The sequence below is a fragment of the Amycolatopsis sp. NPDC088138 genome, assembly GCF_044741685.1.
Taxonomy (GTDB): domain Bacteria; phylum Actinomycetota; class Actinomycetes; order Mycobacteriales; family Pseudonocardiaceae; genus Amycolatopsis.
In genome coordinates this window covers 489,186-510,109 of record NZ_JBIUTB010000003.1, presented here as the reverse complement: position 1 = coordinate 510,109, position 20,924 = coordinate 489,186, and the positions used below count along the sequence as shown (strand labels likewise).

General features: G+C 71.6%; 21 protein-coding genes. 12 read left to right on the top strand and 9 right to left on the bottom strand.

Annotated elements, in window-relative coordinates:
• Window positions 1-2: 2 nt before the first annotated feature.
• Genes alr through ACIOD2_RS17355 form a run of 4 tightly spaced genes read left to right on the top strand, consistent with a single transcriptional unit; the run spans window position 3 to window position 4,460 of the window.
• The gene (gene alr / locus ACIOD2_RS17370; protein ID WP_400538937.1) at window positions 3-1,121 is read left to right on the top strand and encodes an alanine racemase; all 1,119 of its coding nucleotides are present in this window, start codon (window positions 3-5) and stop codon (window positions 1,119-1,121) included.
• Entirely contained in the window at window positions 1,118-2,215 is a 1,098-nt protein-coding gene (locus ACIOD2_RS17365) for an alpha/beta fold hydrolase (RefSeq protein WP_400538935.1), read from the top strand. The genes alr and ACIOD2_RS17365 overlap by 4 nt, the downstream gene beginning before the upstream one ends.
• A complete protein-coding gene (gene tsaE, locus ACIOD2_RS17360; protein ID WP_400538933.1) occupies window positions 2,212-2,673 on the top strand; it encodes a tRNA (adenosine(37)-N6)-threonylcarbamoyltransferase complex ATPase subunit type 1 TsaE in 462 nt (153 codons plus the stop codon). Before ACIOD2_RS17365 ends, tsaE begins: the two co-directional genes overlap by 4 nt.
• Window positions 2,670-4,460: a P-loop NTPase fold protein gene (locus ACIOD2_RS17355; RefSeq protein WP_400538931.1), complete on the top strand. Its 1,791-nt coding sequence runs from the start codon at window positions 2,670-2,672 to the stop codon at window positions 4,458-4,460. The genes tsaE and ACIOD2_RS17355 overlap by 4 nt, the downstream gene beginning before the upstream one ends.
• Here the strand turns inward: ACIOD2_RS17355 and ACIOD2_RS17350 are convergent.
• Both ACIOD2_RS17350 and ACIOD2_RS17345 read right to left on the bottom strand, forming a co-directional pair.
• Window positions 4,444-5,772: a carboxyl transferase domain-containing protein gene (locus ACIOD2_RS17350; RefSeq protein WP_400538929.1), complete on the bottom strand. Its 1,329-nt coding sequence runs from the start codon at window positions 5,770-5,772 to the stop codon at window positions 4,444-4,446. The genes ACIOD2_RS17355 and ACIOD2_RS17350 overlap by 17 nt on opposite strands.
• Window positions 5,765-7,192 (bottom strand): acyl-CoA synthetase, encoded by a 1,428-nt coding sequence (locus tag ACIOD2_RS17345; RefSeq protein ID WP_400538927.1) that lies wholly within the window; start codon window positions 7,190-7,192, stop codon window positions 5,765-5,767. Before ACIOD2_RS17345 ends, ACIOD2_RS17350 begins: the two co-directional genes overlap by 8 nt.
• A 124-nt stretch (window positions 7,193-7,316) precedes the next feature.
• Here ACIOD2_RS17345 and tsaB point away from each other — a divergent pair, with 124 nt between their 5' ends.
• Genes tsaB through tsaD form a run of 3 tightly spaced genes read left to right on the top strand, consistent with a single transcriptional unit; the run spans window position 7,317 to window position 9,504 of the window.
• Entirely contained in the window at window positions 7,317-7,982 is a 666-nt protein-coding gene (gene tsaB / locus ACIOD2_RS17340) for a tRNA (adenosine(37)-N6)-threonylcarbamoyltransferase complex dimerization subunit type 1 TsaB (RefSeq protein ID WP_400538925.1), read from the top strand.
• Window positions 7,979-8,458, top strand: coding sequence for a ribosomal protein S18-alanine N-acetyltransferase (rimI, locus tag ACIOD2_RS17335; protein WP_400538923.1), 480 nt, complete (start codon window positions 7,979-7,981; stop codon window positions 8,456-8,458). Before tsaB ends, rimI begins: the two co-directional genes overlap by 4 nt.
• Window positions 8,458-9,504: a tRNA (adenosine(37)-N6)-threonylcarbamoyltransferase complex transferase subunit TsaD gene (gene tsaD / locus ACIOD2_RS17330; RefSeq protein ID WP_400538921.1), complete on the top strand. Its 1,047-nt coding sequence runs from the start codon at window positions 8,458-8,460 to the stop codon at window positions 9,502-9,504. The genes rimI and tsaD overlap by 1 nt, the downstream gene beginning before the upstream one ends.
• Here the strand turns inward: tsaD and wecB are convergent.
• From wecB to ACIOD2_RS17315, 3 genes are all read right to left on the bottom strand, one after another.
• Window positions 9,501-10,652 (bottom strand): non-hydrolyzing UDP-N-acetylglucosamine 2-epimerase, encoded by a 1,152-nt coding sequence (wecB, locus tag ACIOD2_RS17325; protein WP_400538919.1) that lies wholly within the window; start codon window positions 10,650-10,652, stop codon window positions 9,501-9,503. The two genes, tsaD and wecB, sit on opposite strands and share 4 nt — an antisense overlap.
• Window positions 10,653-10,746: 94 nt before the next feature.
• Complete coding sequence (locus ACIOD2_RS17320) at window positions 10,747-10,929, bottom strand: LPXTG cell wall anchor domain-containing protein (protein ID WP_326946054.1); 183 nt, start codon at window positions 10,927-10,929, stop codon at window positions 10,747-10,749.
• A gap of 11 nt (window positions 10,930-10,940) precedes the next feature.
• On the bottom strand, window positions 10,941-11,705 hold the full coding sequence (locus ACIOD2_RS17315; RefSeq protein WP_400538917.1) for a choice-of-anchor P family protein: 765 nt from the start codon (window positions 11,703-11,705) through the stop codon (window positions 10,941-10,943).
• A 339-nt stretch (window positions 11,706-12,044) separates the two neighbouring features.
• Here ACIOD2_RS17315 and xrtP point away from each other — a divergent pair, with 339 nt between their 5' ends.
• On the top strand, window positions 12,045-12,590 hold the full coding sequence (gene xrtP, locus ACIOD2_RS17310) for an exosortase P (protein WP_400538915.1): 546 nt from the start codon (window positions 12,045-12,047) through the stop codon (window positions 12,588-12,590).
• On the top strand, window positions 12,587-13,963 hold the full coding sequence (locus ACIOD2_RS17305; protein WP_400538913.1) for a glycosyltransferase: 1,377 nt from the start codon (window positions 12,587-12,589) through the stop codon (window positions 13,961-13,963). The genes xrtP and ACIOD2_RS17305 overlap by 4 nt, the downstream gene beginning before the upstream one ends.
• A 21-nt stretch (window positions 13,964-13,984) precedes the next feature.
• Here the strand turns inward: ACIOD2_RS17305 and ACIOD2_RS17300 are convergent, their stop codons facing one another.
• The 3 genes from ACIOD2_RS17300 to ACIOD2_RS17290 form a co-directional block, all read right to left on the bottom strand.
• Complete coding sequence (locus ACIOD2_RS17300) at window positions 13,985-15,868, bottom strand: N-acetylmuramoyl-L-alanine amidase (RefSeq protein ID WP_400538911.1); 1,884 nt, start codon at window positions 15,866-15,868, stop codon at window positions 13,985-13,987.
• 72 nt (window positions 15,869-15,940) lie between these two features.
• Window positions 15,941-16,705, bottom strand: a complete 765-nt coding sequence (locus ACIOD2_RS17295) for a DUF6338 family protein (protein ID WP_400538909.1) — start codon at window positions 16,703-16,705, stop codon at window positions 15,941-15,943.
• Window positions 16,706-16,711: 6 nt separating this feature from the next.
• Window positions 16,712-16,846 carry a hypothetical protein gene (locus tag ACIOD2_RS17290; RefSeq protein WP_400538907.1) on the bottom strand — a complete coding sequence of 45 codons (135 nt, stop codon included), beginning with the start codon at window positions 16,844-16,846 and terminating at the stop codon, window positions 16,712-16,714.
• Window positions 16,847-17,127: 281 nt separating this feature from the next.
• Here ACIOD2_RS17290 and groES point away from each other — a divergent pair, with 281 nt between their 5' ends.
• Together groES and groL are read left to right on the top strand one after the other, a co-directional pair.
• Complete coding sequence (gene groES / locus ACIOD2_RS17285; protein ID WP_007031106.1) at window positions 17,128-17,421, top strand: co-chaperone GroES; 294 nt, start codon at window positions 17,128-17,130, stop codon at window positions 17,419-17,421.
• A 91-nt stretch (window positions 17,422-17,512) separates the two neighbouring features.
• Window positions 17,513-19,126 carry a chaperonin GroEL gene (gene groL / locus ACIOD2_RS17280; protein ID WP_400538904.1) on the top strand — a complete coding sequence of 538 codons (1,614 nt, stop codon included), beginning with the start codon at window positions 17,513-17,515 and terminating at the stop codon, window positions 19,124-19,126.
• A gap of 139 nt (window positions 19,127-19,265) precedes the next feature.
• Here the strand turns inward: groL and ACIOD2_RS17275 are convergent, their stop codons facing one another.
• On the bottom strand, window positions 19,266-19,568 hold the full coding sequence (locus ACIOD2_RS17275) for a WhiB family transcriptional regulator (RefSeq protein ID WP_323329581.1): 303 nt from the start codon (window positions 19,566-19,568) through the stop codon (window positions 19,266-19,268).
• 250 nt (window positions 19,569-19,818) lie between these two features.
• Between ACIOD2_RS17275 and ACIOD2_RS17270 the strand changes: the two genes are divergently transcribed.
• The gene (locus ACIOD2_RS17270; RefSeq protein WP_400540379.1) at window positions 19,819-20,757 is read left to right on the top strand and encodes a MerR family transcriptional regulator; all 939 of its coding nucleotides are present in this window, start codon (window positions 19,819-19,821) and stop codon (window positions 20,755-20,757) included.
• Window positions 20,758-20,924 lie beyond the last annotated feature (167 nt).

The window sequence follows — 20,924 nt, the reverse complement described above, 5'->3', positions numbered from 1 at the left end:
TCATGACGCCCTCCAGTTCTCCCCGCGCCCGGGTCGACATCGACCTCGACGCCATCCGCCACAACCTCACGCTGCTGGGTGCCCGCGCGCCCGGCGCCGAAGTGATGGCCGTGGTGAAGGCCGACGCCTACGGCCACGGCGCGCTGCCGGTGGCGCGCGCCGCGGTCGAGGCCGGCGCGAGCTGGCTCGGCACCTGTTCCCTCGGCGAGGCCCTCGACCTGCGCCGCGCCGGGATCACGACCCGGCTGTTCAGCTGGCTGGACGTCCCGGAGGTCGACTTCGCCGCGGGCGTCGAGGCCGACGTCGACCTGGCCGCCAGCTCGGTCGGTGAGCTACGTCGCATCGCCGCCGCCGTCCCCGCGGGTACCCGGGCCCGTGTGCACCTCAAAATCGACACCGGCCTCTCGCGCAACGGCTGCCCGCCGGCGGGCTGGGCGGAGCTGGTCTCCGCGGCGGCCGCCGAGCCGCGCGTCGACGTCGTCGCGATCTGGTCGCACCTCGCCTGCGCCGACGAGCCGGGTCACCCCTCGATCGACGCCCAGGCGAAGCGCTTCGCCGAGGCCTACGACGTCGCCCGCGCCGCCGGGCTCGACCCGAAGCGGCACCTGGCGAACTCCGCGGCCGTGCTGACCCGGCCGGACCTGCACTTCGACGTCGTCCGGCCCGGGATCGCGATGTACGGGCTCAACCCGGTGCCGCAGGCCGAAGACCTGCGCCCGGCCATGACGTTCCGGTCCGCCGTCGCGCTCGTCAAGCGGATCGAAGCCGGGGAATCGGTGTCCTACGGGCACACCTGGACGGCGTCGCACGACACGAACCTGGCCCTGGTGCCCGCGGGGTACGCCGACGGCGTGCCGCGGTCGCTGTCCGGCCGGATGGATGTCTGGCTCGGCGGACAGCGGCGTCCGGTCGTCGGGCGCGTCTGCATGGACCAGCTGATCGTGGACTGCGGTGACGACGAACCCGAGGTCGGCGTCGAGGTCGTCCTGTTCGGGCCGGGGACGAAGGGCGAGCCGACCGCCCGGGAATGGGCCGACAAGCTCGGCACGATCGACTACGAGATCGTGACGTCGATGTACCGCCCGCGGGTGCGGCGCCGGTATCTGGGAGCGGGCTCGTGACACCTTCACGTCGACTGCTGGCCATCGCCGGCGGGGTCGGGGCCATCGCCACCGGGACCGCCGCCGCCGCTATCGTCGCCGCGCAGCAGCGGCGGCACAGTGAGGATCCGTACGTGGACGAGCCGCTGGGGGAGCTGAAGCCCGACCGCGCGTCCACGGTCGCGGCCGATGACGGCACGCCGCTTTCGGTCGAGGAGATCGACCCGGAGGACGGCGGAAAACCGGACCTGACCGTCGTGGGCGTGCACGGCTTCGCGCTTTCGCGGCGCTGCTTCCACTTCCAACGACGTGACCTCGCGACGCTCCGGCTGCCGCGCGTGCGCCAGGTCTACTACGACCACCGCGGCCACGGCCTGTCCGGCGCGGCGTCGGCGGAGAACTCGACGATCGAGCAGCTGGCCCGCGACCTCGACGTCGTGCTGCGGTCCGTGGTGCCGGAGGGGCCCATCGTGCTGATCGGGCACTCGATGGGCGGCATGGTGATCATGGAGCTGGCCGCGGAGTTCCCTTCGCTGTTCGAAGAGCGCGTCGAGGGTGTCGCCTTCATCGCGACGGCGGCCGGCGAAGTGGGCGCGCGCGGGCTGCCGCGTTCGCTGCTCTCGAAGTACAACCCGCTCACCCGCGCCGCCGGCGGCCTCGCCGGGTGGCAGCCTGGGCTGGTGGAGTTCGTCCGCGCGGCGGGCGGCCAGCTGACGCGGCAGGCCGTGCGGCGGCTGGCGTTCGGCAGCCGTGACGTCGCGCCCCGGCTCGTCGACTTCATGCTCGAGATGCTGGAAGTGACGCCGGTGCGCGGCCTGGTGAACTTCGTCGACACGCTCGGCAGCCACAACCGCTACGCGGCGCTGGCCGGGCTGAAGCACGCGGAAGTGCTGGTCATCGGCGGTGATTCGGACCGCTTCACGCCGTTCGCGCACGCCGAGCGGATCGCGTCCGAGCTGCCCGACGCGGAGCTGGTGCGCGTGCGCGGTGCCGGGCACATGGTGCTGCTGGAGCAGCCCGAGCTGGTGACCAGCCACCTGATCGACTTACTGCAACGCTGTTCCGGTGTGGACGGCGAAGACTCGTCCCGGCGGAACTGGTGGTGGCAGCGTTGACGTTTGTGTTCCCGACGCCCGAAGACACGATGGAGTTCGGGCGGTCCCTGGGCCGTTCCCTGCGCGCGGGTGACCTGGTCCTGCTCGCCGGCCCCCTCGGCGCGGGCAAGACCACGTTGACCCGCGGCATCGCGGACGGCCTCGGCGTCGGCGGCCGCGTGAGCAGCCCGACGTTCGTCCTGGCCCGCGTCCACCCGGCGGGCGCCGCGGGAGTCCCCCTGGTCCACGTGGACGCCTACCGCCTCGGCGGCGACCTGTCCCAGCTGGACGACCTGGACCTGGACACGGACCTGGAACGCTCGGCGATCGTCGTCGAGTGGGGCGAGGGCTCGGCGGAGCGCCTGTCGTCGGACTACCTGGTGGTCAGGCTGGACCGCCGCGAGGACGACGTCCGCGAGGTGGCCTTGGAGCCGCACGGTTCGTGGGCCGACCGGGTCCCGGAGCTGGCCCGCTCGTGAGCCGGGCACGGCGTTTCGTCGTGCTCAACGACGCGCCGCTGGGGGACGGCGCGGACGAAGACCTGCTCAAGATCACCCAGGTCGCGCAGGGCCTCGCCGACCTCGTCGTCGATTCGCGGGATGCGGCGCCGTTCACCCTGTCCGTGGACGCGGCGTGGGGAATGGGCAAGAGCAGCCTCCTGCACCGGCTGGAGACGACGCTGGCCGCCGAGCCCGCGGTGTCGACGGTGTGGTTCAACGCGTGGACGTCCGGCAAGGCCAGTGCGCTGGAAGGCCTGATCAAGTCGGTGCTGCTGGGCTTCGACCGCAACATCATCCGGCGGGTCCTGCGGTCGATGTCGAAGCGCGCCCACCTGCTCGGCGGGGTGCGCGGGCTCGCGCTGCTCGTGGGCAGCTTCTTCGGGCTCGGCCGGGTCGTCGACGAGGTGTGGCAGCGCATGTCGCTGGACGCGCAGGCCCGCAACCAGATCAAGGGCGTCCTGCGCGACGCCTTCAGGGCGTGGCTGGCGAAGGGCGGCAGCTCGGGCGGGCGGCTGCTGGTGGTGTTCGTCGACGACCTGGACCGCTGCGCGAGCGAACGCGTCGTCGAGGTGTGCGAGGCGATCAAGCTCTACCTCGACGTGCCGGGCATCGTCTTCGTGCTGGCCTGCGACCAGAGCGCGCTGTGGCGAGCGGTCCAGGAGTCCGCCGGTGTCGGCGATCCCGCGGCGGCGGTGGAGTACCTGGAGAAGATCGTCCAGATCAGCTACCGCATCCCGGCACCCTCGCCGGAGCAGGCGCTGAAGCTGGTGGACGGCTACCTGGACCGGTCGAAGACGAGCGGCTTGTTCGACAAGCCGTTGAAGGACCTGATCATCGAGCGGTCCGGCCGGAACCCGCGCCGGATCAAGCGGCTGATCAACAGCTTCGTGCTGGAGTACCACCTCAACCGCTCCTGGGACGCGATCGGCCTGGAGAACCTGGTCAAGGTGATCATGCTGCAGCACTTCTACCCGGCCTTCTACCGCCTGCTGACCAACCCCCGCAACGTCGACCTGATCCGCGAGTTCCTGGTGTACCACCGGTTCCGCACGGAGGTGAAGCAGGGCGGTCAGGTGGTGCCGGACGACTGGGCGGCCTTTTTCGCCTCGAAGGGGTTGCGCCCGCCGCAGAGCGCGGACGAGCTGCGCGAACTGGAAGGAGAGCTGCCGGCCGAGTACCCGGCACTCGCCACCGACCGGGACTTCGTGGCTTTGCTGGAGAGCTTCGGCGAGACCACCGAGAGCCTGATGGAGCAGCTGCAACGTCGTCCGCTCGCCGTGACCCAGGCACCGGTGGACCGGCCGCCGGAGCCGATCCCGTTCGTTCCGCCGCTGCGGGGCCGGCGGGCCATCCGCGTCCGGCTGCCGGCGGGCGAGCCGGACCGGCCGGTCTTGGACGGCCTCCGGATCCTGTGGGTCGACGACCAGCCGGCGAACAACACGGAGCTGGCCAGGTACCTCTCGTCGTCCGGGGTCCGCGTCGATCTGGCCACCACCACCGCGGAGGCCGTGGCGGCGTTCCGGCTGTCCTCCCCGGACGCGCTGCTGTCGGACTTCCGGCGCGGTACCGACGACGACGCGGGCATCGACGACCTGGCCGGCTTCCGCCGCGAAGGCTACGAAGGCCCGGTGCTGTTCTTCTCCGGGAAGATACCGGGCTTGGCGCTGCAGAACCGGATCCGCGAACTGCGTGCGGACGGTCCGACGAACGACGAGAACGAGGTCGTGCGCTGGCTGGCGGAGCTGGTCGCTACTCGGCCGGGCTGACCACCGCCCGCGCCACGCCCAGCTGCACCAGGTCCTGTGGCCGCAGCCGCAGCTGGTTGGCCAGCCCCGGGACCTCCGACGCCGGCCGCTTCAGGATCGCCGCCGCGGCTTCCGGCGACGTCACCGAGAAGTACGCGTCCGGGGTCACCCACGTCGAGCCCGGGGCCGCGAACGCCAGTGCGCCGCCCGAGCCGCCCTCGCCGATCACCAGCGTCGTCACCGGGGCCGAGGCCGTCGCGACCGCCTCGAACAGGTCCGCGATCGCGCCACCCGCGCCCGCTTGCTCGGCCGCCGCGTCGTTGGCCGCGCCCGGGGTGTCGACCAGGGTCAGCACCGGGATCGCCAGCCGGGACGCGAGCCGGACCAGGCGGGCCGACGTGCGGAAGCCCGCGGGCAGCGTCGGTGTGCCGCATTGGGCCGCGTACGCGATCGTGCGGCCGTTGCGCCAGCCGAAGCCGCAGCGGACGCCGGGGTCGACACCGCCGCAGCGGTCGCCGCTGATGTCCTCGCGCCAGTCGAAGTACGCGTCGAGGTACTCGACGGCCCGGGCCCGGCGCGGGGAACGCGCGGCCTGGACCGCTTCCCAGCCCGTGTCCGGCAACGCGGCCTCGCGCAGGGCACCCGGAGGCGGCGCCGCGGCGTTCGACGGGGACGTCAGCAGCCGCAGCCAGCGTTCCAGCGCCGTCCCGAGGTCCTCGGGCGCGACGATGGCGTCGACCTGGCCCCACGCGAGCTTCGCCTCCGCCGTGTACGCCTCGGGCGAGCCGGACGGACGCACCCGCGAGCCCGCGAACCCGACCTGGGCCTCGGGCAGCGCGAGGATGACGTCGGCGCCCGCGCCGAGCGTCGCCCAGCCGCCGCCGGTCGTCGGGTCGCGCAGCACCGCGATCTGCGGGACGCCCGCCGCCCGCGTCCGGGCCGCTGCCCGGGCCACCCGTTGCAGCTGCATGAGCGCGCGCATCCCCTGCTGCATCCGGCTTCCGCCGGTCGCGACCAGCGAGACCACCGGCAGCCGCGCGTCGCGGGCGTGCGCGAACGCGGCCTCGATCCGGTCGCCGGTGCGCTGGCCGAGCGAGCCGCCGAGGAAACCGAACTCGAACGCGATGACGACGGCTTCGGCCTCGCCGATCTTCGCCGTCCCGCAGACGACCGACTCCTTCTCGCCGGTGCGCTCTTCGGCGGCGGAGCGTGCTTCGCGGTAACCCGGCCACTCGATCGGCCCGTCGGCGGGCTCCTCGCGCAGCGGCGTCGTGAACTCCTCGAAGCCGGTCGAAATCGCGTCGACGACCTCGCGCGCCGGCCGCCTAGTCACCGAGCGCCCGCTTCAGGACCTTGCCCATGTCGTTGCGCGGCAACGCGTCCAGGTACCGGACGACCCGCGGGCGCTTGTGCGGCGCGAGCAGCCGGGCGACGTGGTCGGCCAGCTCGTCGGCCGACGGCGGCGGCGAACCCTCCGGCACGATCCAGGCGACGATCCGCTCGCCGAGGTCGTCGTCCGGTTCGCCGGTGACGGCCGCTTCGGCGACGCCCGGGTGCTCCAGCAGCGCGTTCTCGATCTCACCCGCGCCGATCTTGTAGCCGCCGCTCTTGATCAGGTCGGTCGCCTTGCGCCCGACGATCTTGACGTACCCGTCGGCGTCGCGCGTGGCCATGTCGCCGGTGCGGAACCAGCCGTCGGCCAGCGCGGCGGCGGTGGCGTCCGGGCGGTTGAGGTACTCGGTGAACAGGTTCGGCCCGCGCACCTGGATCTCGCCGACGGTCTCGACGTCGTTGATCACCTCGCCGGCGTCGCCGATCAGCCTCAGGCCGACCCCGCCGAGCGGGACGCCGACCGTGCCGGGCTTGCGCTCGCCGTCCGCGCGGACGCTCGTGTTCATCAGCGTCTCGGTCATGCCGTAGCGCTCGACGACCTGCTGGCCGGTCGCCTCGGTGATCCGCTGGTGGTCGTGCACCGGCAGCGCCGCCGAGCCGGAGACGAGCAGCCGCGCGCCGCGCAGGGCGTCGGCCAGCGCGCCGTCGCCGCCGACCTCGCCGGCGATGCGGTGGTACATCGTCGGGACGCCGAACATCATGGTCGCGCCGGCCTTCAGCTCACGCGCGACGCCGTCGGTCGAGAACCGGCCGAGGTGGCGGACCGAGCCGCCGCGCCGCAGCGGGCCGAGGATGCCGAGGATCAGACCGTGCACGTGGAACAGCGGCAGGGCGTGCACCAGGACGTCGTCCGCGGTCCACGCCCAGGCGTCCTTGAGGGCGTCCAGCGTGGTCGCGATCGAGCGCCGGGGGAGCACGACCCCCTTGGGCGGCCCGGTGGTGCCCGACGTGTAGACGATCAGCGCGGGCGCTTCGGCGTCCGGCTCTTCCTGCACTGGCGTAGCCGGGCCGGTCAGCGGGATGTCGCGCCGCGGCAGGCCGGCGAGCCCGGCGGGCAGCTCGACGCCCGGCTCGGCCAGCACCAGCTGCGGCTCGCTGTCGGCGACGATGTGCGCGAGTTCGCGCTCGCCGATCTTCGGGTTGACCGGCACCGCGGGGACGCCGGCCAGCAGCGCGGCCACGACGGCGACGCTGGTGTGCAGGGTCGGTGTCGCCCAGACGGCGACGCGGCCGCGGGGGAGCTCGGCGGCGAGGCTGCCGGCGACGGCGGCGAGCTCGGCGTAGGTGAGGGCTTGATCGCCGAAGCGGAGGGCTTCTTTGCCCGAGGCTGACGTGAGGGCGGGGAACAACGGGTCGGGCACCGCGGGGACCTCCAGCTCGGGGGACTCGCTCCTGCGAACCCCGATTCGCACGTTACCGTGCTGATCTACCCCTCGCAGCGACCGGTTTCACAGCCCTCCCGGCCTGGTCGTAGGCTGGGACACCGTGTTGGTACTGGCGATCGATACCTCGACCCCGGCGGTCACCGCGGGCGTCGTCGCACTGGACGGCGACCGGGTCGAGACGCGCGGCGACCGCGTAACGGTCGACCCGCGCGCCCACGGCGAGCTGATCACGCCGCACGCGCTGGCCTCGGCCGAAGCCGCCGGCGTCACCCTCAAGGATCTCGACGCGATCGTCGTCGGCGTCGGCCCCGGGCCGTTCACCGGCCTGCGCGCCGGCATGGCCACCGCGGCCGCCTTCGGCCACGCGCTCGGCCTCCCGGTGTACCCGGTCTGCAGCCTCGACGCGATCGCCGCCGACGTCGTCCCGGGTGCGAAGCCGTTCCTCGTGCTCACCGACGCTCGCCGGCGCGAGGTCTACTGGGCGGCCTACGACAGTTCCGGTGCCCGCACGGACGGCCCCGGCGTCCAGCGCCCCGCCGACCTCGAGACCGACGTCAAGGCGGCGGCCGGCGACGGCGCGATCCTGTACGGCGAGGTGCTCGACGTCCAGCCGATCGAGCCGCGCTTCCCGTCGCCCGCCGGGCTGGTGAAGGCAGCTCGTAGCGCCTTGCTCGCGAAGGAAACGCCCGCTCCGCTGACGCCGTTGTACCTGCGGCGCCCCGACGCCGCTGAGCCCGCGGCGCCGAAACGGGTGACCACGCCGTGAGACTCGATCCCCTGCGCCGCAAGGACATCACCCGCTGCGTCGAGATCGAGAAGATCCTCTTCCCCGGTGACGACCCGTGGAACGCCCGCGCGTTCCACTCCGAGCTGGACATCGGCCACTTCTACCTGGCCGCCCGGCCGGACGACGGCGACGAGGTGCTCGGCTACGGCGGGCTGGCCGTCGTCGGGCGGCGCCGCGGCGAGTACGAGGCGACCGTGCACACCATCGGCGTCGCGCCCGAGTACCAGGGCCAGGGGATCGGCAAGGCGCTGCTGCGGGCCCTGCTGAACCGCGCCGACGAGTTCGAGGCGCCGGTGTTCCTCGAGGTCCGCACGGACAACACGACCGCGCTCGGCTTGTACGAGACGCACGGCTTCGAACGGCTCGGCATCCGGAAGCGCTACTACCAGCCCTCCGGCGCCGACGCGTACACGATGGTCCGCCCGGCGCGGACGCGAGACGAGGTGGCGGGCTGATGTCGCGCATCATCATGGGCATCGAGAGCTCGTGCGACGAGACGGGCGTCGGCCTGGTTCGCCTGCACGACGACGGCGCGGTCGAGCTGCTGGCCGACGAGGTCGCCTCGAGTGTCGAGCAGCACGCGCGTTTCGGCGGTGTCGTGCCCGAGGTCGCCAGCCGCGCGCACCTCGAAGCGATGGTGCCGACGACCGAGCGAGCCTTCGAGAAAGCCGGGCTCGCACTGTCCGATGTGGACGCCATCGCCGTGACGGCGGGACCGGGTCTGGCGGGTGCGCTGCTGGTCGGCGTCTCGGCGGCGAAGGCGTACGCGACGGCGCTGGACGTGCCGCTCTACGGCGTCAACCACCTGGCCGGGCACATCGCGGTGGACACACTGCAGCACGGCCCGTTGCCCGCGCCGTGCCTGGCGCTGCTGGTCTCCGGCGGGCACACGCAGCTGCTGCGCGTCGACGACATCGCCTCTTCGATCACCGAACTCGGGTCCACTGTGGACGACGCGGCGGGCGAGGCGTACGACAAGGTCGCGCGGGTGCTCGGCCTGCCGTATCCGGGCGGCCCGCCGATCGACAAGGCCGCGAAGAACGGCAACCCGTCGGCGATCGCCTTCCCGCGCGGCATGACCGGCCCGCGTGACGCGAAGTTCGACTTCTCCTTCTCCGGCTTGAAGACGTCGGTGGCGCGCTGGGTCGAAGGCGCTTCGCGGCGGGGTGAGGAAATCCCGGTGGACGACGTCGCGGCGTCGTTCCAGGAGGCTGTCGCGGACGTGTTGACGGCGAAGGCGATCCGCGCGGCGAAGGAGCAGGGGATCGGCACGATCGTCATCTCCGGCGGCGTGGCGGCGAACTCCCGGCTGTCGTCCCTGGCGGCGGAACGCTGCGCGGCGGCGGGCATCGAGCTGCGCGTGCCGCGCCCGCGGCTGTGCACGGACAACGGCGCGATGATCGCCGCGCTGGGCGCTCATGTGGTGGCGGCCAAGCGCCCGACGGCACCACTGGACTTCAGCGCGAACCCGGCCCTCCCGGTCAGCGTCATCTCGCTCTAGGAAGCCGCGGCGTGCCGGTGCGCCGGCGTCCCGACTCCCAGCAGTTCCTCGATCGCCGCGACCGCCAAGACGGCCGCATTGCCTTCGCCGTAGGGGTTTCCCACCTGGGCCGTCCGCAGCTCGCCGCGCAGCAGGCGGGCCGCGGTGTCGGCGATGCGGGCCGTGTCCGTGCCGACCAGCCAGGCGCAGCCGGCCTCGACGACCTCGGCGCGCTCGGTGACGTCGCGCAGGACCAGCACCGGGGTGCCGAACGTCGGCGCCTCCTCCTGGATGCCGCCCGAGTCCGTCAGCACCAGGTCCGCCAGCCGCAGCGCGCGGACCAGGTCCGGGTACTCCAGCGGGTCCGTCACCGTCACCCGCGGCAGGCCGCCCAGTGCGGCCTCCACCTGGTCCCTGACCTGCGGGTTCGGGTGCGCCGGGAACAGCACCTGGACGTCCGGGTGCTCGGCGACGATCAGCTGCACCGCGGCCAGCGTCCGCTCGAGCGGCTCGCCCCAGGACTCGCGGCGGTGCGACGTCACCAGCACCAGCCGCTCGCCCGCCTCGGCGATCTCCATCTCCAGCAACGCCAGCGCCGTGTCGCGCGCCGGGAGGTCGCGGGCCGCGATCTCCAGCACCGCGTCGACGACCGTGTTGCCCGTGACGGCGATCCGTTGCCGGGCCACACCTTCCGCGCGCAGCTCCGCCGCCGCGCCGAGGGTCGGTGCCAGGTGCAGCGCGGCCAGCCGGGACACCATCTGCCGCGCGCCCTCCTCGGGGAACGGCGCCGTGAGGTCGTGCGTGCGCAGCCCGGCTTCCAGGTGCACCACCGGGATGCCCAGCCAGAACGCGGCGAGCGCGCCCGCCAGCGTTGTCGTCGTGTCGCCCTGGACGACCAGCGCGGCCGGGGCGTACCGGCGCAGCGCTTCGTCCAGGGCCGGGAGCAGGCCGGCCACGAGCTCCGCCTGGCCGCCGGTGACGCGCGGCGGGACGTCCAGCCACTCGTCGACGACCAGGCCGAACGGCAGCAGCGCCTGCTCGACCATGCCCGCGTGCTGGCCGCTGTGCACCAGGATCGGCCGGAGCGCCGGGTGGGCGTCCATGGCCAGTGCCAGCGGCGCGAGCTTGAGCGCTTCCGGGCGGGTCCCGGCCAGCAACATCACATCCACCCCGCGGTGCCCCTTTTCCACATCGTCCAGTCTCCACGAAAATCTCTGTCAAGAGCCGCCGGCGTGCGAGGGGCGCACGCCGACGGCCCCGGCCTCAGTGCTCCCGCGCCTGGGAGAGACGGCGGTTGCGGCGGTGGACGGCGATCAGCGCGACGGTCCCGAGCAGGACCAGCAGCACGCCGATGGCCAGCCACCACCCGATGTCGGCGCCGGTGGCGGCGAGGGTGCCCACCCCGCCACCGGCCACGCCGACGCCCGCGCCCGGCATCTTGTACATCCGGGCCTCACTCAGGCCGTGCGGCGGTTGCGGAAGATGCGCGTGCCGACCGGCAGCGCGATCGCGCCGAGCAGGCCGAGCCCGACCCACAGGCCGGCGCCGGACGCCAGCGGCATCGGCGGCGCGGCCGGGCCGCAGGTCGCCGACGACACGACGACGTCACCCGAGCCGAGTGCGCCGACGACCCCGCCGAGCAGCTTCACGTGGAGGGCGTTGACCGTGAGGCTGCCGTCCTTGTTCTGGATCTGCTCGTTGAGGATGATCGTCGCCACGTTGACCAGGCCGATGGCCACCTTGATCTGGGTGTTCGGTGCCGGGTTGGCGTCGACCGCGCCGATGCTGCCGAGCTTCGCGTCGGCCAGCGTGCTGCTGCCCTTGACGCCTTCCTGGGTGGCGGTGCACACGGCTTCGACGGTCTTGACGCCGACGTTGCCGAGGGCGGCCTTGAGCAGCGGCAGGCCGACGTCGGCGGTGGTCGCCTTCGCCGTCACCGCGCCGGAGTCGTCGTCGCGCTCGGCCTCGGCGGTGATCACGCCGGCGGTCAGGATCCCGGCCGCGTTCGCGCTGGCCAGGGTGCTCGTGGTCGGGCCGGCGGTGCTGGCGGCCGCGAGCGGGCCCACGTTCACGGCGGGCTGGCCGAGCAGCGTCACGTTGACCTTGACGCCGTAGGCCGAACCGTCGCCGGGGGCCGCCGAAGCGGGGGCGGCGCCGGCGAGCACGACGCTCGCCACGACCGCGGCGAGCAGTCCGCCGCGTCGCACGAGGGAGCTCTTCATCAACTGATCCTCCGAATTCGCTGAGTTTCTCGGGGGTTGGGTTTCACGTTTCTGCGGGCGCGGATGCATCCGGCTTGCCTCGATTCGGCACGCGAATCGACTATCGCCAAGACCGCCGCGAATAGCACACAAAATTTGGCGAATCACCGGATCGGGTAGTACTCCCGGACATTCCCCCAGGTCGAATCCGGCATCACCCGGACGGCCTAGCAAGTTCGCGGCCGGAACTGCCGAATGGCCGCCTAAACCCCACCTCTGAGTGGAACCGCGGGGTGGTCGTGACTTACGCTCGCCCGGGGTCCGCAGCTTGAACGAGAAATCGTCATCGAGAGGAAAGTCGTGGCCGTAGCGAGCGCTCCGAACGCAGGGATGGCGAAGTTTCCGCTGGTCGTGGTGCTGAGTGCGCTGGCGGCCGCGGGGGCGGTGCTGGTGCTGGCCGAGCGGTTCTACCGCGAACTGGAAGTGCGGCTCGCGGGCGCAATCCTCGACGTCATCACTACATCGGGTGTTTATGTAGCGCCCGATCGAGAGTCTGTTTACTTTGGGTTGAGCGGCGCTACTCCGTTCGGGTTGAGAATGACGCCGGAATGTTCGTCGGCGTTCCTTTTGCTGCCACTGCTCGTTGTCACGATGGCGATGCTGTACTTCCGCCCCGCGAATGCGAAGCGGCTCTTCTTTTCCCTCGGCATTTCCGCGGTCGTCGTCGTGCTGGTGAACCAGCTGCGCATTCTCACGATCGTCGGGCTGGTCCACTGGCTCGGCCAGGACGAGGGGTACTACTGGGGCCACACCCTGCTCGGCTCGATGGTGAGCGTGTTCGGCGGCGCCGTCTCGCTCGTGCTGTTCGTCTGGCTCGCGACGCGCAAGCCGAAGGTGGCGGCATGAGCGTCAAGGTCCTCCTGGCGATCACCCAGGCGTTCGCGCTGACCATGAGCGTCGCGTTCCTGGTCTACGTCGTGCTGATCGTGGTGCCGTACCTGCGCCGCAAGCCCGGCCCGGTCGGCAACCCGGCCGACTTCACCTGGCACTTCTTCGTGCCGTGCCGTGACGAGCAGGCCGTCATCGGCGACACGATCCGCTACCTGCGCACGACCTTCCGGCACGCGCACGTCTGGGTCGTCGACGACGACTCCGAGGACCGCACCGCCCGCGTCGTCCGGACGCTGTGGCGGCGCCGCGGCGGTTACGACCCGTACCTGCACCTCGTGCCGCGCGTCCGCCCCGACGCCCGCACCGGCAAGGGTGACGCGCTCAACGCGGCCTACCGGGCCCTGAACAACTGGATGGGGCCGGACGCGGCCCGCGACGACGTCGTGGTCGTGGTGGTCGACGCCGACGGCCGCCCGGCGCCGAACTGCCTGGAGGTCTGCGCGGCCGACCACCTCTTCGGCGACGCGGGGATCGGCGCGGTGCAGCTCGACGTCTGGATGAGCAACGTCGAGACCCCGCCGCCGACGAGCAACCCGGCCGGCCGCTGGTTCGGCCTGAAGCTCGCACAGCTGCAGGACCTGGAGTTCCGGACGGCGATCGCGGCGATCCAGACGTCACGCGGCTTCACCGGCACGATCTCCATGGGCGGCAACGGCCAGTTCACCCGGCTCACCGCGCTCGACTCGATCGCCGGCCCCGACGAGCAGCCGTGGCGCGGTTCGCTGCTGGAGGACTTCGAGCTCGGCGTCCACCTGCTCACCGAGGGCTGGCGCACCGGGTTCACGCCGGATTCCCATGTGGCGCAGGAAGGCCTGTACAGCCTGCGGCGGTTCCTGGTGCAGCGCACGCGCTGGGGTCAGGGCACCATGCAGTGCGCGCGGTACCTGCGGCGGATCTGGGACTCGCCGCACGTCAGCACGCTCGGCGCGGCGGAGATGATGTACTACCTCGCGCAGCCGTGGCTGCAGCTGCTCGGGTCGCTGCTGTACCCGATCCCGTTCCTGCTGCTGGTCTTCAGCACCGCGGGCGACCCGGTGCAGATGTGGACGTGGTTCACCGGTGGCGCCTGGATCCTCTTCGCCATCTACGGCTCGTTCGGCCTGCTGCCGTTCCTCGTCTGGGGCCCGATCTACCAGCTGAAGTGCCTGCACAGCAGGAATATCCTGCGCGGCATCGGCCTGGGCTTCGCGTACGCGGCGTACATCTACACGTTCTACGTGACGTCGTGGCGTGCGTTGTTCCGCCTGATCCGCGGCCGCAACGGCTGGGCGAAGACCCGCCGCAACACCGAGCAGACCGCGGGGGCGAAGGTCGCGCTCGACGCTTGAGCGCGACCTCCGCCGACCCGGCTAGAACGCGGGCAGGAACCGGACGTCGTCCGCCTTGACGAAGGCGATCCGGTGCCCGAACTGGATCTGGACGTACTTGAGCTTGCCCTTCACCACCACGTGGTCGGCGACGTCGAACGTCGTCGCCGAGTAGTACTCCGACCCGACCACCCCGGCCGACGAGTACTTCTGCCCGGCCGCCAGCGTGTACGGCAGCGGCGTGATGGCCTGCGGCGTGAGGTTAGCCGGGTAGGCCTCGGGCTCGGGGTACGCGCGGCCGTACACCGGAATCGTGGCGAGGCCGGGCTTCGGCGTCACCACGAGCCCGATCGCGGGCTTCGCGACGCTCGCCTTGCGCGGGTTGTGGAACCAGCCCTTCTGCCCGAGGTACCAGATCGCCGTCCAGTCGCCGCTGGTGCCGGCGACGGCGTACTGCTGCCCGGTGGCGACCCGGCTGCCGACGTCGGCGACGTCCATGGTGGACGGTCCGCCGGCCGGGTGCAGGCCGACGTCGACGAGCAGCGGCGAGGACTCACTGGGCTGCGAGTGCAGCACCACGGCCTCGGAACCCCTTGGCGTGCAAGGCGTTCCGGCGGAGTCGCAGCCGGTGAAGGCGGGCTGGTTCTTCGCGAAGTCCGGGTCGATCGTGACGAGCGACGAGCCGGGCAGCCCGAACCCGCCGAGCGGCGCGCCCAGCAGGTCGAAGTAGTGCGACCAGTCCCAGTAGGGGCCCGGGTCCCAGTGCATGCCGGCGATCGTCGAGGGGATCGTGCCGGGCACGTTGTCGTGACCGATGATGTGCGCGCGGTCGAGCGGGATGTCGTACTTGCGCGCGAGGTAACCGACGAGCTTCGCGCTCGAGCGGTACATCGCCTCGGTGTACCAGGTGCCCTTCGCGGCGAAGCCCTCGTGCTCGACGCCGATCGACTTGGCGTTGATGTACCAGTTGCCCGCGTGCCAGGCGACGTCCTTGGTCGGCACGTGCTGCGCGATCAGGCCGTCGGCCGAGCGGACGGTGTAGTTCCAGCTCACGTACGTCGGGTCCTGGGCGAGCTTGAGGACGCTGTCCCAGTAGCCCTCGGTGTCGTGGATGACGATGTGGTCGATCTTCTGGCTCGCCGGCCGGTTGGCGAGGTCGTGGTTGCCGTAGTCGTTGCCCGGCAGCTCCTGGTAGGGCGCCGGCACGGACTCGCAGGTGACGGTCCGCGGGCACTCGACGTTCGCCGGGTTCGCCACCTCGGCGTGCTGCGGCACGGTGACGCCGGGCGTGGCGGCGAGGGTGACCTGCTGGCCGTCGTCGGTCGTCCGGCTCACCCCGCTCTTGATGGTCGCGAAGACCTCGTCGGCGAAGGTCTGCCCAGCGGCTTGGTCGGCCCCGCCGTACCGCGCGACGGCGTCGTACCAGTCGGTCTTGCCGAGGTGGTACTTCGCGAGCAGCGCGGCGCCACCCCGGATGTTCTGCGTGGTGTCGGTCCGCAGGGTCTTGGCGTCGGTCTTGAGCAGCTGCGCGGCCTCGTCGACGGTCTGCAGCCCGGCTTGCGGCGGCACATCAGGCCCGGCCTGCGGATGCAACGCGGGCCGCGCGTCGTCCCCACGAGGGTCTTCGCTGCCGACGTCGTGATGAGTGCCGGCAACCCCGGCTTCCCGCAGGTCGGTGAGGTGCATGGGCCCGTACCCGGCGGCCGTGCTGGGCGTCCCGCCGTTGAAGTCCCACCGGGACTCGAGGTAGGAGACGCCGAGCAGGACGTCGAGCGGAACCCCGAACTCTTCCGCGGCGGCGGTGAAGTCCCGCTGCCGCTGATCGGTGGTCGCAGCATGGGCGGGCGCGATGGCGAGCCCGCCGAGCAGGGCAACGGCAGCGGCCAGCGCCGCCGTTCTGGAGAGCGAACGAGACGACATGGGCATAAACCCCCAGGGTTCAGGTGCCAGACGGTGAGAACCTAACCAGAAACTCACGCCGGGGGTAAGAGCCGGTCTTCAGTTCGCCGCTCGCGTCGCGGTCGGGCCCTGCCGAGGGGGTGGTTCTTCCGTCGATGTCCGCTCGTGCTCTCGTCGATGGGACTGCGCGGGGTTCCCTGCCGCGTCCGTGTAGGCGACGCGGATATAGGAGATTTCCGTAGCCGCGATCAGCACCTTCTCCCACTGGGTGCCGATCCGCTTCTCCGCGAGTACTTTGCCCTGATCGTCGAACATGCCCTGTTTGAGGGTCAGACCTTCGAGGAGCACTTCGCGGTCCGCGGGCTTCTCGCCGACGGTGTACCAGCCGAGGTAGCCGAGAAAGGCACGACCGCTCTTGAGCTGGACGTGAAGCCAGACCTTGCCGTCGTCCGGCCTTTCGTTGCGCAGCGCGTCTTCCCAGGCCGTCGCGTGGGACACCGAAGCCGTCTCGCGGCGCCAGCGTGCCGTGAGCAGTGCTGCCAGGAGGGCGAGCGCGCACGCGACCACAACTTCGAACAGGCTGTTGCCGAGGATTCTCGGCAGGTTCGTCCCGAAGTACGAGCCGCCGCGCACCACCCACGCCGGCAAGTCCACCGCGGTTCCTGGTGCGGCCAGCCACAGGACGCCGAGGATGGTGCAGGAGACCGCGCTGAAGCCGAAGCTCGCGAGCGCGACGCGCGCGGCCTCCCTGAAGGCCGATTCGGTCCGCCGGGCTCGTCTGCGCTCACGACTCAGTTCGAAGGTGACGCCAGGAGCGGCCAGCGCCAGGAACCCCACCAGAGCACCCAGCGTCTGCGGGATCATCCCGGGTCAGTCGTCCAGGCCCGGGCCTTCTTTGGTCGGCGGCGGGCTGATGTCTTTGTCACCCTGGTTGCGCGTACCGTCGGTGACCGGCTCGCGGTCCGGCTGTCGTGCCGCTCCCGTGGCTGCGTTCGGGTCCGTCATCGTCGCCTCCGAGAGGATGGCCGTGCCGGGCCGCCCGACCCGGTCACCTGTCGAAGACGCCACGTCGTGGGCGAGCGTTACGTGCGAGCCGGCAAACCGGCCGGTCAGGGCACCTCCGCCAACGTGACACGGGCCTACGACCACCCTCCTTGCGAGACTGGCACTCCCGTGGCTAGAGTGCTAATCGCACGGCCCGACAGCCCCGGCACCCGCGACGGCGGGGGTGGTAGAGCCGTAACCACATCCTGCCAACGCTTTCGACGACCGTGGAGGTCAACCCGGTGAGCGTGAACATCAAGCCGCTCGAGGACAAGATCGTTGTCCAGACGAGTGAGGCCGAGGAGACGACCGCTTCCGGCCTCGTCATCCCCGACACCGCCAAGGAGAAGCCCCAGGAGGGCAAGGTTCTGGCCGTGGGCCCGGGCCGGATCGACGACAAGGGCAACCGCGTCCCGCTCGACGTTTCCGTCGGCGACGTCGTCATCTACTCGAAGTACGGCGGCACCGAGGTCAAGTACAACGGTGAGGACTACCTCATCCTGTCCGCCCGCGACGTGCTGGCCGTCATCAACTGACGTCCGCTCGCAGCGCATGACGCCCCGGGCCCCGCACAACGCCGGGGAGCGGGGCGTTCTTGCGTTCAACGAAAGGTAAGCGGAACACGCTATGCCCAAGCAGATCAGTTTCGACGAGGACGCTCGTCGCGCGCTGGAGCGCGGGGTGAACAAGCTCGCCGACGCGGTCAAGGTCACCCTCGGCCCGCGCGGTCGTCACGTCGTGCTCGACAAGAAGTTCGGCGGCCCGACCATCACCCTCGACGGCGTGACCGTCGCCCGGGAGATCGAGCTCGACGACCCGTTCGAGAACCTCGGCGCCCAGCTCGCCAAGAGCGTCGCCACCAAGACCAACGACGTCGCCGGTGACGGCACCACGACCGCGACCGTGCTCGCGCAGTCGCTGGTGAAGGTCGGCCTGCGCAACGTCGCGGCCGGCGCGAACCCGACCTCGATCGGCCGTGGCATCGAAGCCGCCGCGGCGAAGGTCATCGAGGTCCTCAAGAGCAAGGCCACCCCGGTCAAGGGCCGCGAGAGCATCGCCCAGGTCGGCACCGTGACCTCGCGCGACGCCAACATCGGCGCCCTGCTCGGCGAAGCCGTCGAGAAGGTCGGCGAAGACGGCGTCATCACCATCGAGGAGTCGTCGACCCTGGCGACCGAGCTGGTGATCACCGAGGGCGTCCAGTTCGACAAGGGCTTCCTCTCGGCGCACTTCGCGACCAACCCGGAGGAGCAGAAGGCGATCCTCGAGGACGCCTACATCCTGCTCGTCCGCGAGAAGGTCTCGTCGCTGGCCGAGCTGCTGCCGGTGCTCGAGAAGGTCGTCGAGGCCAAGAAGCCGCTGCTGATCGTCGCCGAGGACGTCGACGGCGAGGCGCTGTCCACCCTCGTGGTGAACTCGCTGCGCAAGACGATCACCGCCGTCGCCGTCAAGGCGCCGTTCTTCGGTGACCGCCGCAAGGCGTTCCTGGACGACCTCGCGTTCGTCACGGGCGGCGAGGTCATCTCCGCGGAGATCGGCCAGAAGCTGTCCGAGACCGACCTCGGTTCGCTGGGCAAGGCCCGCCGGATCGTCGTCACCAAGGACGACACCACGATCGTCGACGGCGGCGGCAGCAAGGACGTCATCCAGGGCCGGATCGCGCAGATCCGCAAGGAGATCGAAACCACCGACTCCGACTGGGACCGCGAGAAGCTGCAGGAGCGGCTCGCGAAGCTCGGCGGCGGCGTCGCGGTGATCCGCGTCGGCGCGGCGACCGAGACCGAGCTCAACGAGCGCAAGCACCGCATCGAGGACGCCGTGGCGGCGACCAAGGCGGCCGTCGAAGAGGGCATCCTGCCCGGCGGCGGTTCGGCGCTGGTGCACGCGGTCAAGGAGCTCGAAGGCGGCCTCGGCCTCGAGGGCGACGAGGCGACCGGCGTCCGCATCGTGCGTGACGCGCTGTCCGCCCCGCTGTTCTGGATCGCGACCAACGCGGGCCACGAGGGCGCTGTCATCGTCAACAAGGTGCGGGAGCAGAGCTGGGGGCACGGTTTCAACGCCGCCACCGGCGAGCTGACCGACCTGCTGGCCGCCGGCATCGTCGACCCGGTCAAGGTGACCCGGTCCGCGGTGGCGAACGCCGCTTCGATCGCGCGCCTGGTGCTGACCACGGAGAGCTCGATCGTCGAGAAGCCGGCCGACGAAGAGCCGGCCGCGGGCGGCCACGGCCACTCGCACTGACGCTCGGCACCGTCCGGAAACGAGAACGGGGCGGCATCCCGCAAGGGGTGCCGCCCCGTTCCCGTCCCGGACCTGGAACACCCGGGAAGCACGGAGGGCGGCACCCCACCCGGTGCCGCCCTCCGTTGTTCGTGGACCCTCAGCCGCCCGACATGGTGAGGGTGCGCTTGTCCGCCTTGATGAGGTGCTCCCGCTCGGACTCCGAGAGTCCGCCCCAGATGCCGTAGGGCTCGTGCACCGCCAGCGCGTGGCTGCGGCACATCTCGAGGACGGGGCAGCTCAGGCAGACCGCTTTCGCCCTGGCCTCCCGCCGTGCCCGCGCCGGGCCGCGCTCGCCGTCCGGGTGAAAGAAGGACGCACTGTCCATCCCCCGGCACGACCCCTCCAGCTGCCAGTCCCACATGTCGGCGTTGGGGCCCGGGAGCCTGCGCGTGTCTGCCATCGTGACCCGCCTCCGTCATTCGGTCGATGCCGCTAGCTGCTCTGCTGTGGTGCCAATACTCCATTCGGTGCAACGGCGGTAACGTTAGAAGCGCGCCAATAGTTGTTCAAGCGATTCGGGGCGATGTCAGCCGTTAGGCATCCCCCGGATGTGTGAGCGGGGGTTTTGCCTCCGGTTGCCGACCTGGGTGAGTGCCTGGATATTGAGGCTCGTGGGAGCTGGGTCGGGTACCGAAGAACCCACCCTGCCGGTGGCCTCGGTCGCCCGCCGGCTCGGGGTCGCGCCGTCCACCCTCCGAACGTGGGACAGGCGCTACGGACTGGGCCCCAGCCGCCACACAGACGGCCGCCACCGCCGCTACGGCACCTCCGACATCGGCCGGCTGGAACTGATGCAGCGAGCGCTCCTCAGCGGCGCTTCGACGGCGGAGGCCGCGCGGTACGCCCTCGAGCAGATCCCGCGCTCCGGGCCGGCCCAGCCGGAGGAGCCGGGGGAGCCGCCCGGGCCCGACCCGGCCGACGACGGCCACGAGGTCCGCTCCCGGCTCGCCCGGCGGCTGAGCACGGCCGCGCTCGCCATGGACGTCCACGCCGTGCAGCACATGCTCGCCGACACCATCACCGAGCTCGGGGTGCTGCCAGCCTGGACGGGCGTCGTCGAGCCGGTGCTGTCGGCGCTCGGTGCCCGCTGGCGCGGGGCCAGCGCGGGCGCGGAGGTCGAGTACCTGCTCACCGAGTGCGTGTTCGCGGCCCTCGTGCGCGCCACGCCGGTGCTGGACGTGCCGCGCAACACCCGCCCGGTGCTGCTCGGCGCCGCCCCGGACGAACGCGACACGATGCCGATGTACGCGCTCGCGGCGTCGCTCGCCGGCCGCCGGATCGGCGCCCAGCTGTTCGGGGTGCCGCTGCCCGCCGACGTCCTGGCGGTCGCGGTGCGCCGCAGCGCCCCCGCGGCGATCGTCCTGTGGGCCCACCGGCGCGGGGTCGCGGACACCCGCCTGTTCGCCCGGGTCTCCCGCGGCCGCCAGCGCAGCAGGCTGTTCGCCTGCGGCCCGGGCTGGGACCCGGCCGCGCTGCCGGAGAAGGTCGAGCTGCTCCCGGACCTCCCGGGCGCCGCGGACCGCATCGAGCACGTCCTGGTCGGAGCGCGCCCGCCTCGAGTCTTGGACGGTCCGCTGGGAATGTCGTGAGGGGCACCTTCAGGGACTTAGAGGCTCTGAGGGTGCCCCTTACGGCCTGTCCGGTGGGCGTTCGTTCGGGTGACCGTCGAGGGGCGGTCGGGGGCGCGAGGAATGTCGTGAGGGGCACCTTCACGACGTGCCTGGTCGGCGCCCGTAACTGAGCGAACCTTCGGTGT

Excerpts from the sequence above, each read along its gene's own strand:
- alr (WP_400538937.1), top strand. The coding sequence starts at position 3 with ATGACGCCCTCCAGTTCTCCCCGCGCCCGGGTCGACATCGACCTCGAC.
- tsaD (WP_400538921.1), top strand. The coding sequence starts at position 8,458 with ATGTCGCGCATCATCATGGGCATCGAGAGCTCGTGCGACGAGACGGGC.
- ACIOD2_RS17320 (WP_326946054.1), bottom strand. The coding sequence starts at position 10,929 with ATGTACAAGATGCCGGGCGCGGGCGTCGGCGTGGCCGGTGGCGGGGTG.
- ACIOD2_RS17315 (WP_400538917.1), bottom strand. The coding sequence starts at position 11,705 with ATGAAGAGCTCCCTCGTGCGACGCGGCGGACTGCTCGCCGCGGTCGTG.
- ACIOD2_RS17305 (WP_400538913.1), top strand. The coding sequence starts at position 12,587 with ATGAGCGTCAAGGTCCTCCTGGCGATCACCCAGGCGTTCGCGCTGACC.
- ACIOD2_RS17300 (WP_400538911.1), bottom strand. The coding sequence starts at position 15,868 with ATGCCCATGTCGTCTCGTTCGCTCTCCAGAACGGCGGCGCTGGCCGCT.
- ACIOD2_RS17295 (WP_400538909.1), bottom strand. The coding sequence starts at position 16,705 with ATGATCCCGCAGACGCTGGGTGCTCTGGTGGGGTTCCTGGCGCTGGCC.
- ACIOD2_RS17290 (WP_400538907.1), bottom strand. The coding sequence starts at position 16,846 with ATGACGGACCCGAACGCAGCCACGGGAGCGGCACGACAGCCGGACCGC.
- groL (WP_400538904.1), top strand. The coding sequence starts at position 17,513 with ATGCCCAAGCAGATCAGTTTCGACGAGGACGCTCGTCGCGCGCTGGAG.
- ACIOD2_RS17275 (WP_323329581.1), bottom strand. The coding sequence starts at position 19,568 with ATGGCAGACACGCGCAGGCTCCCGGGCCCCAACGCCGACATGTGGGAC.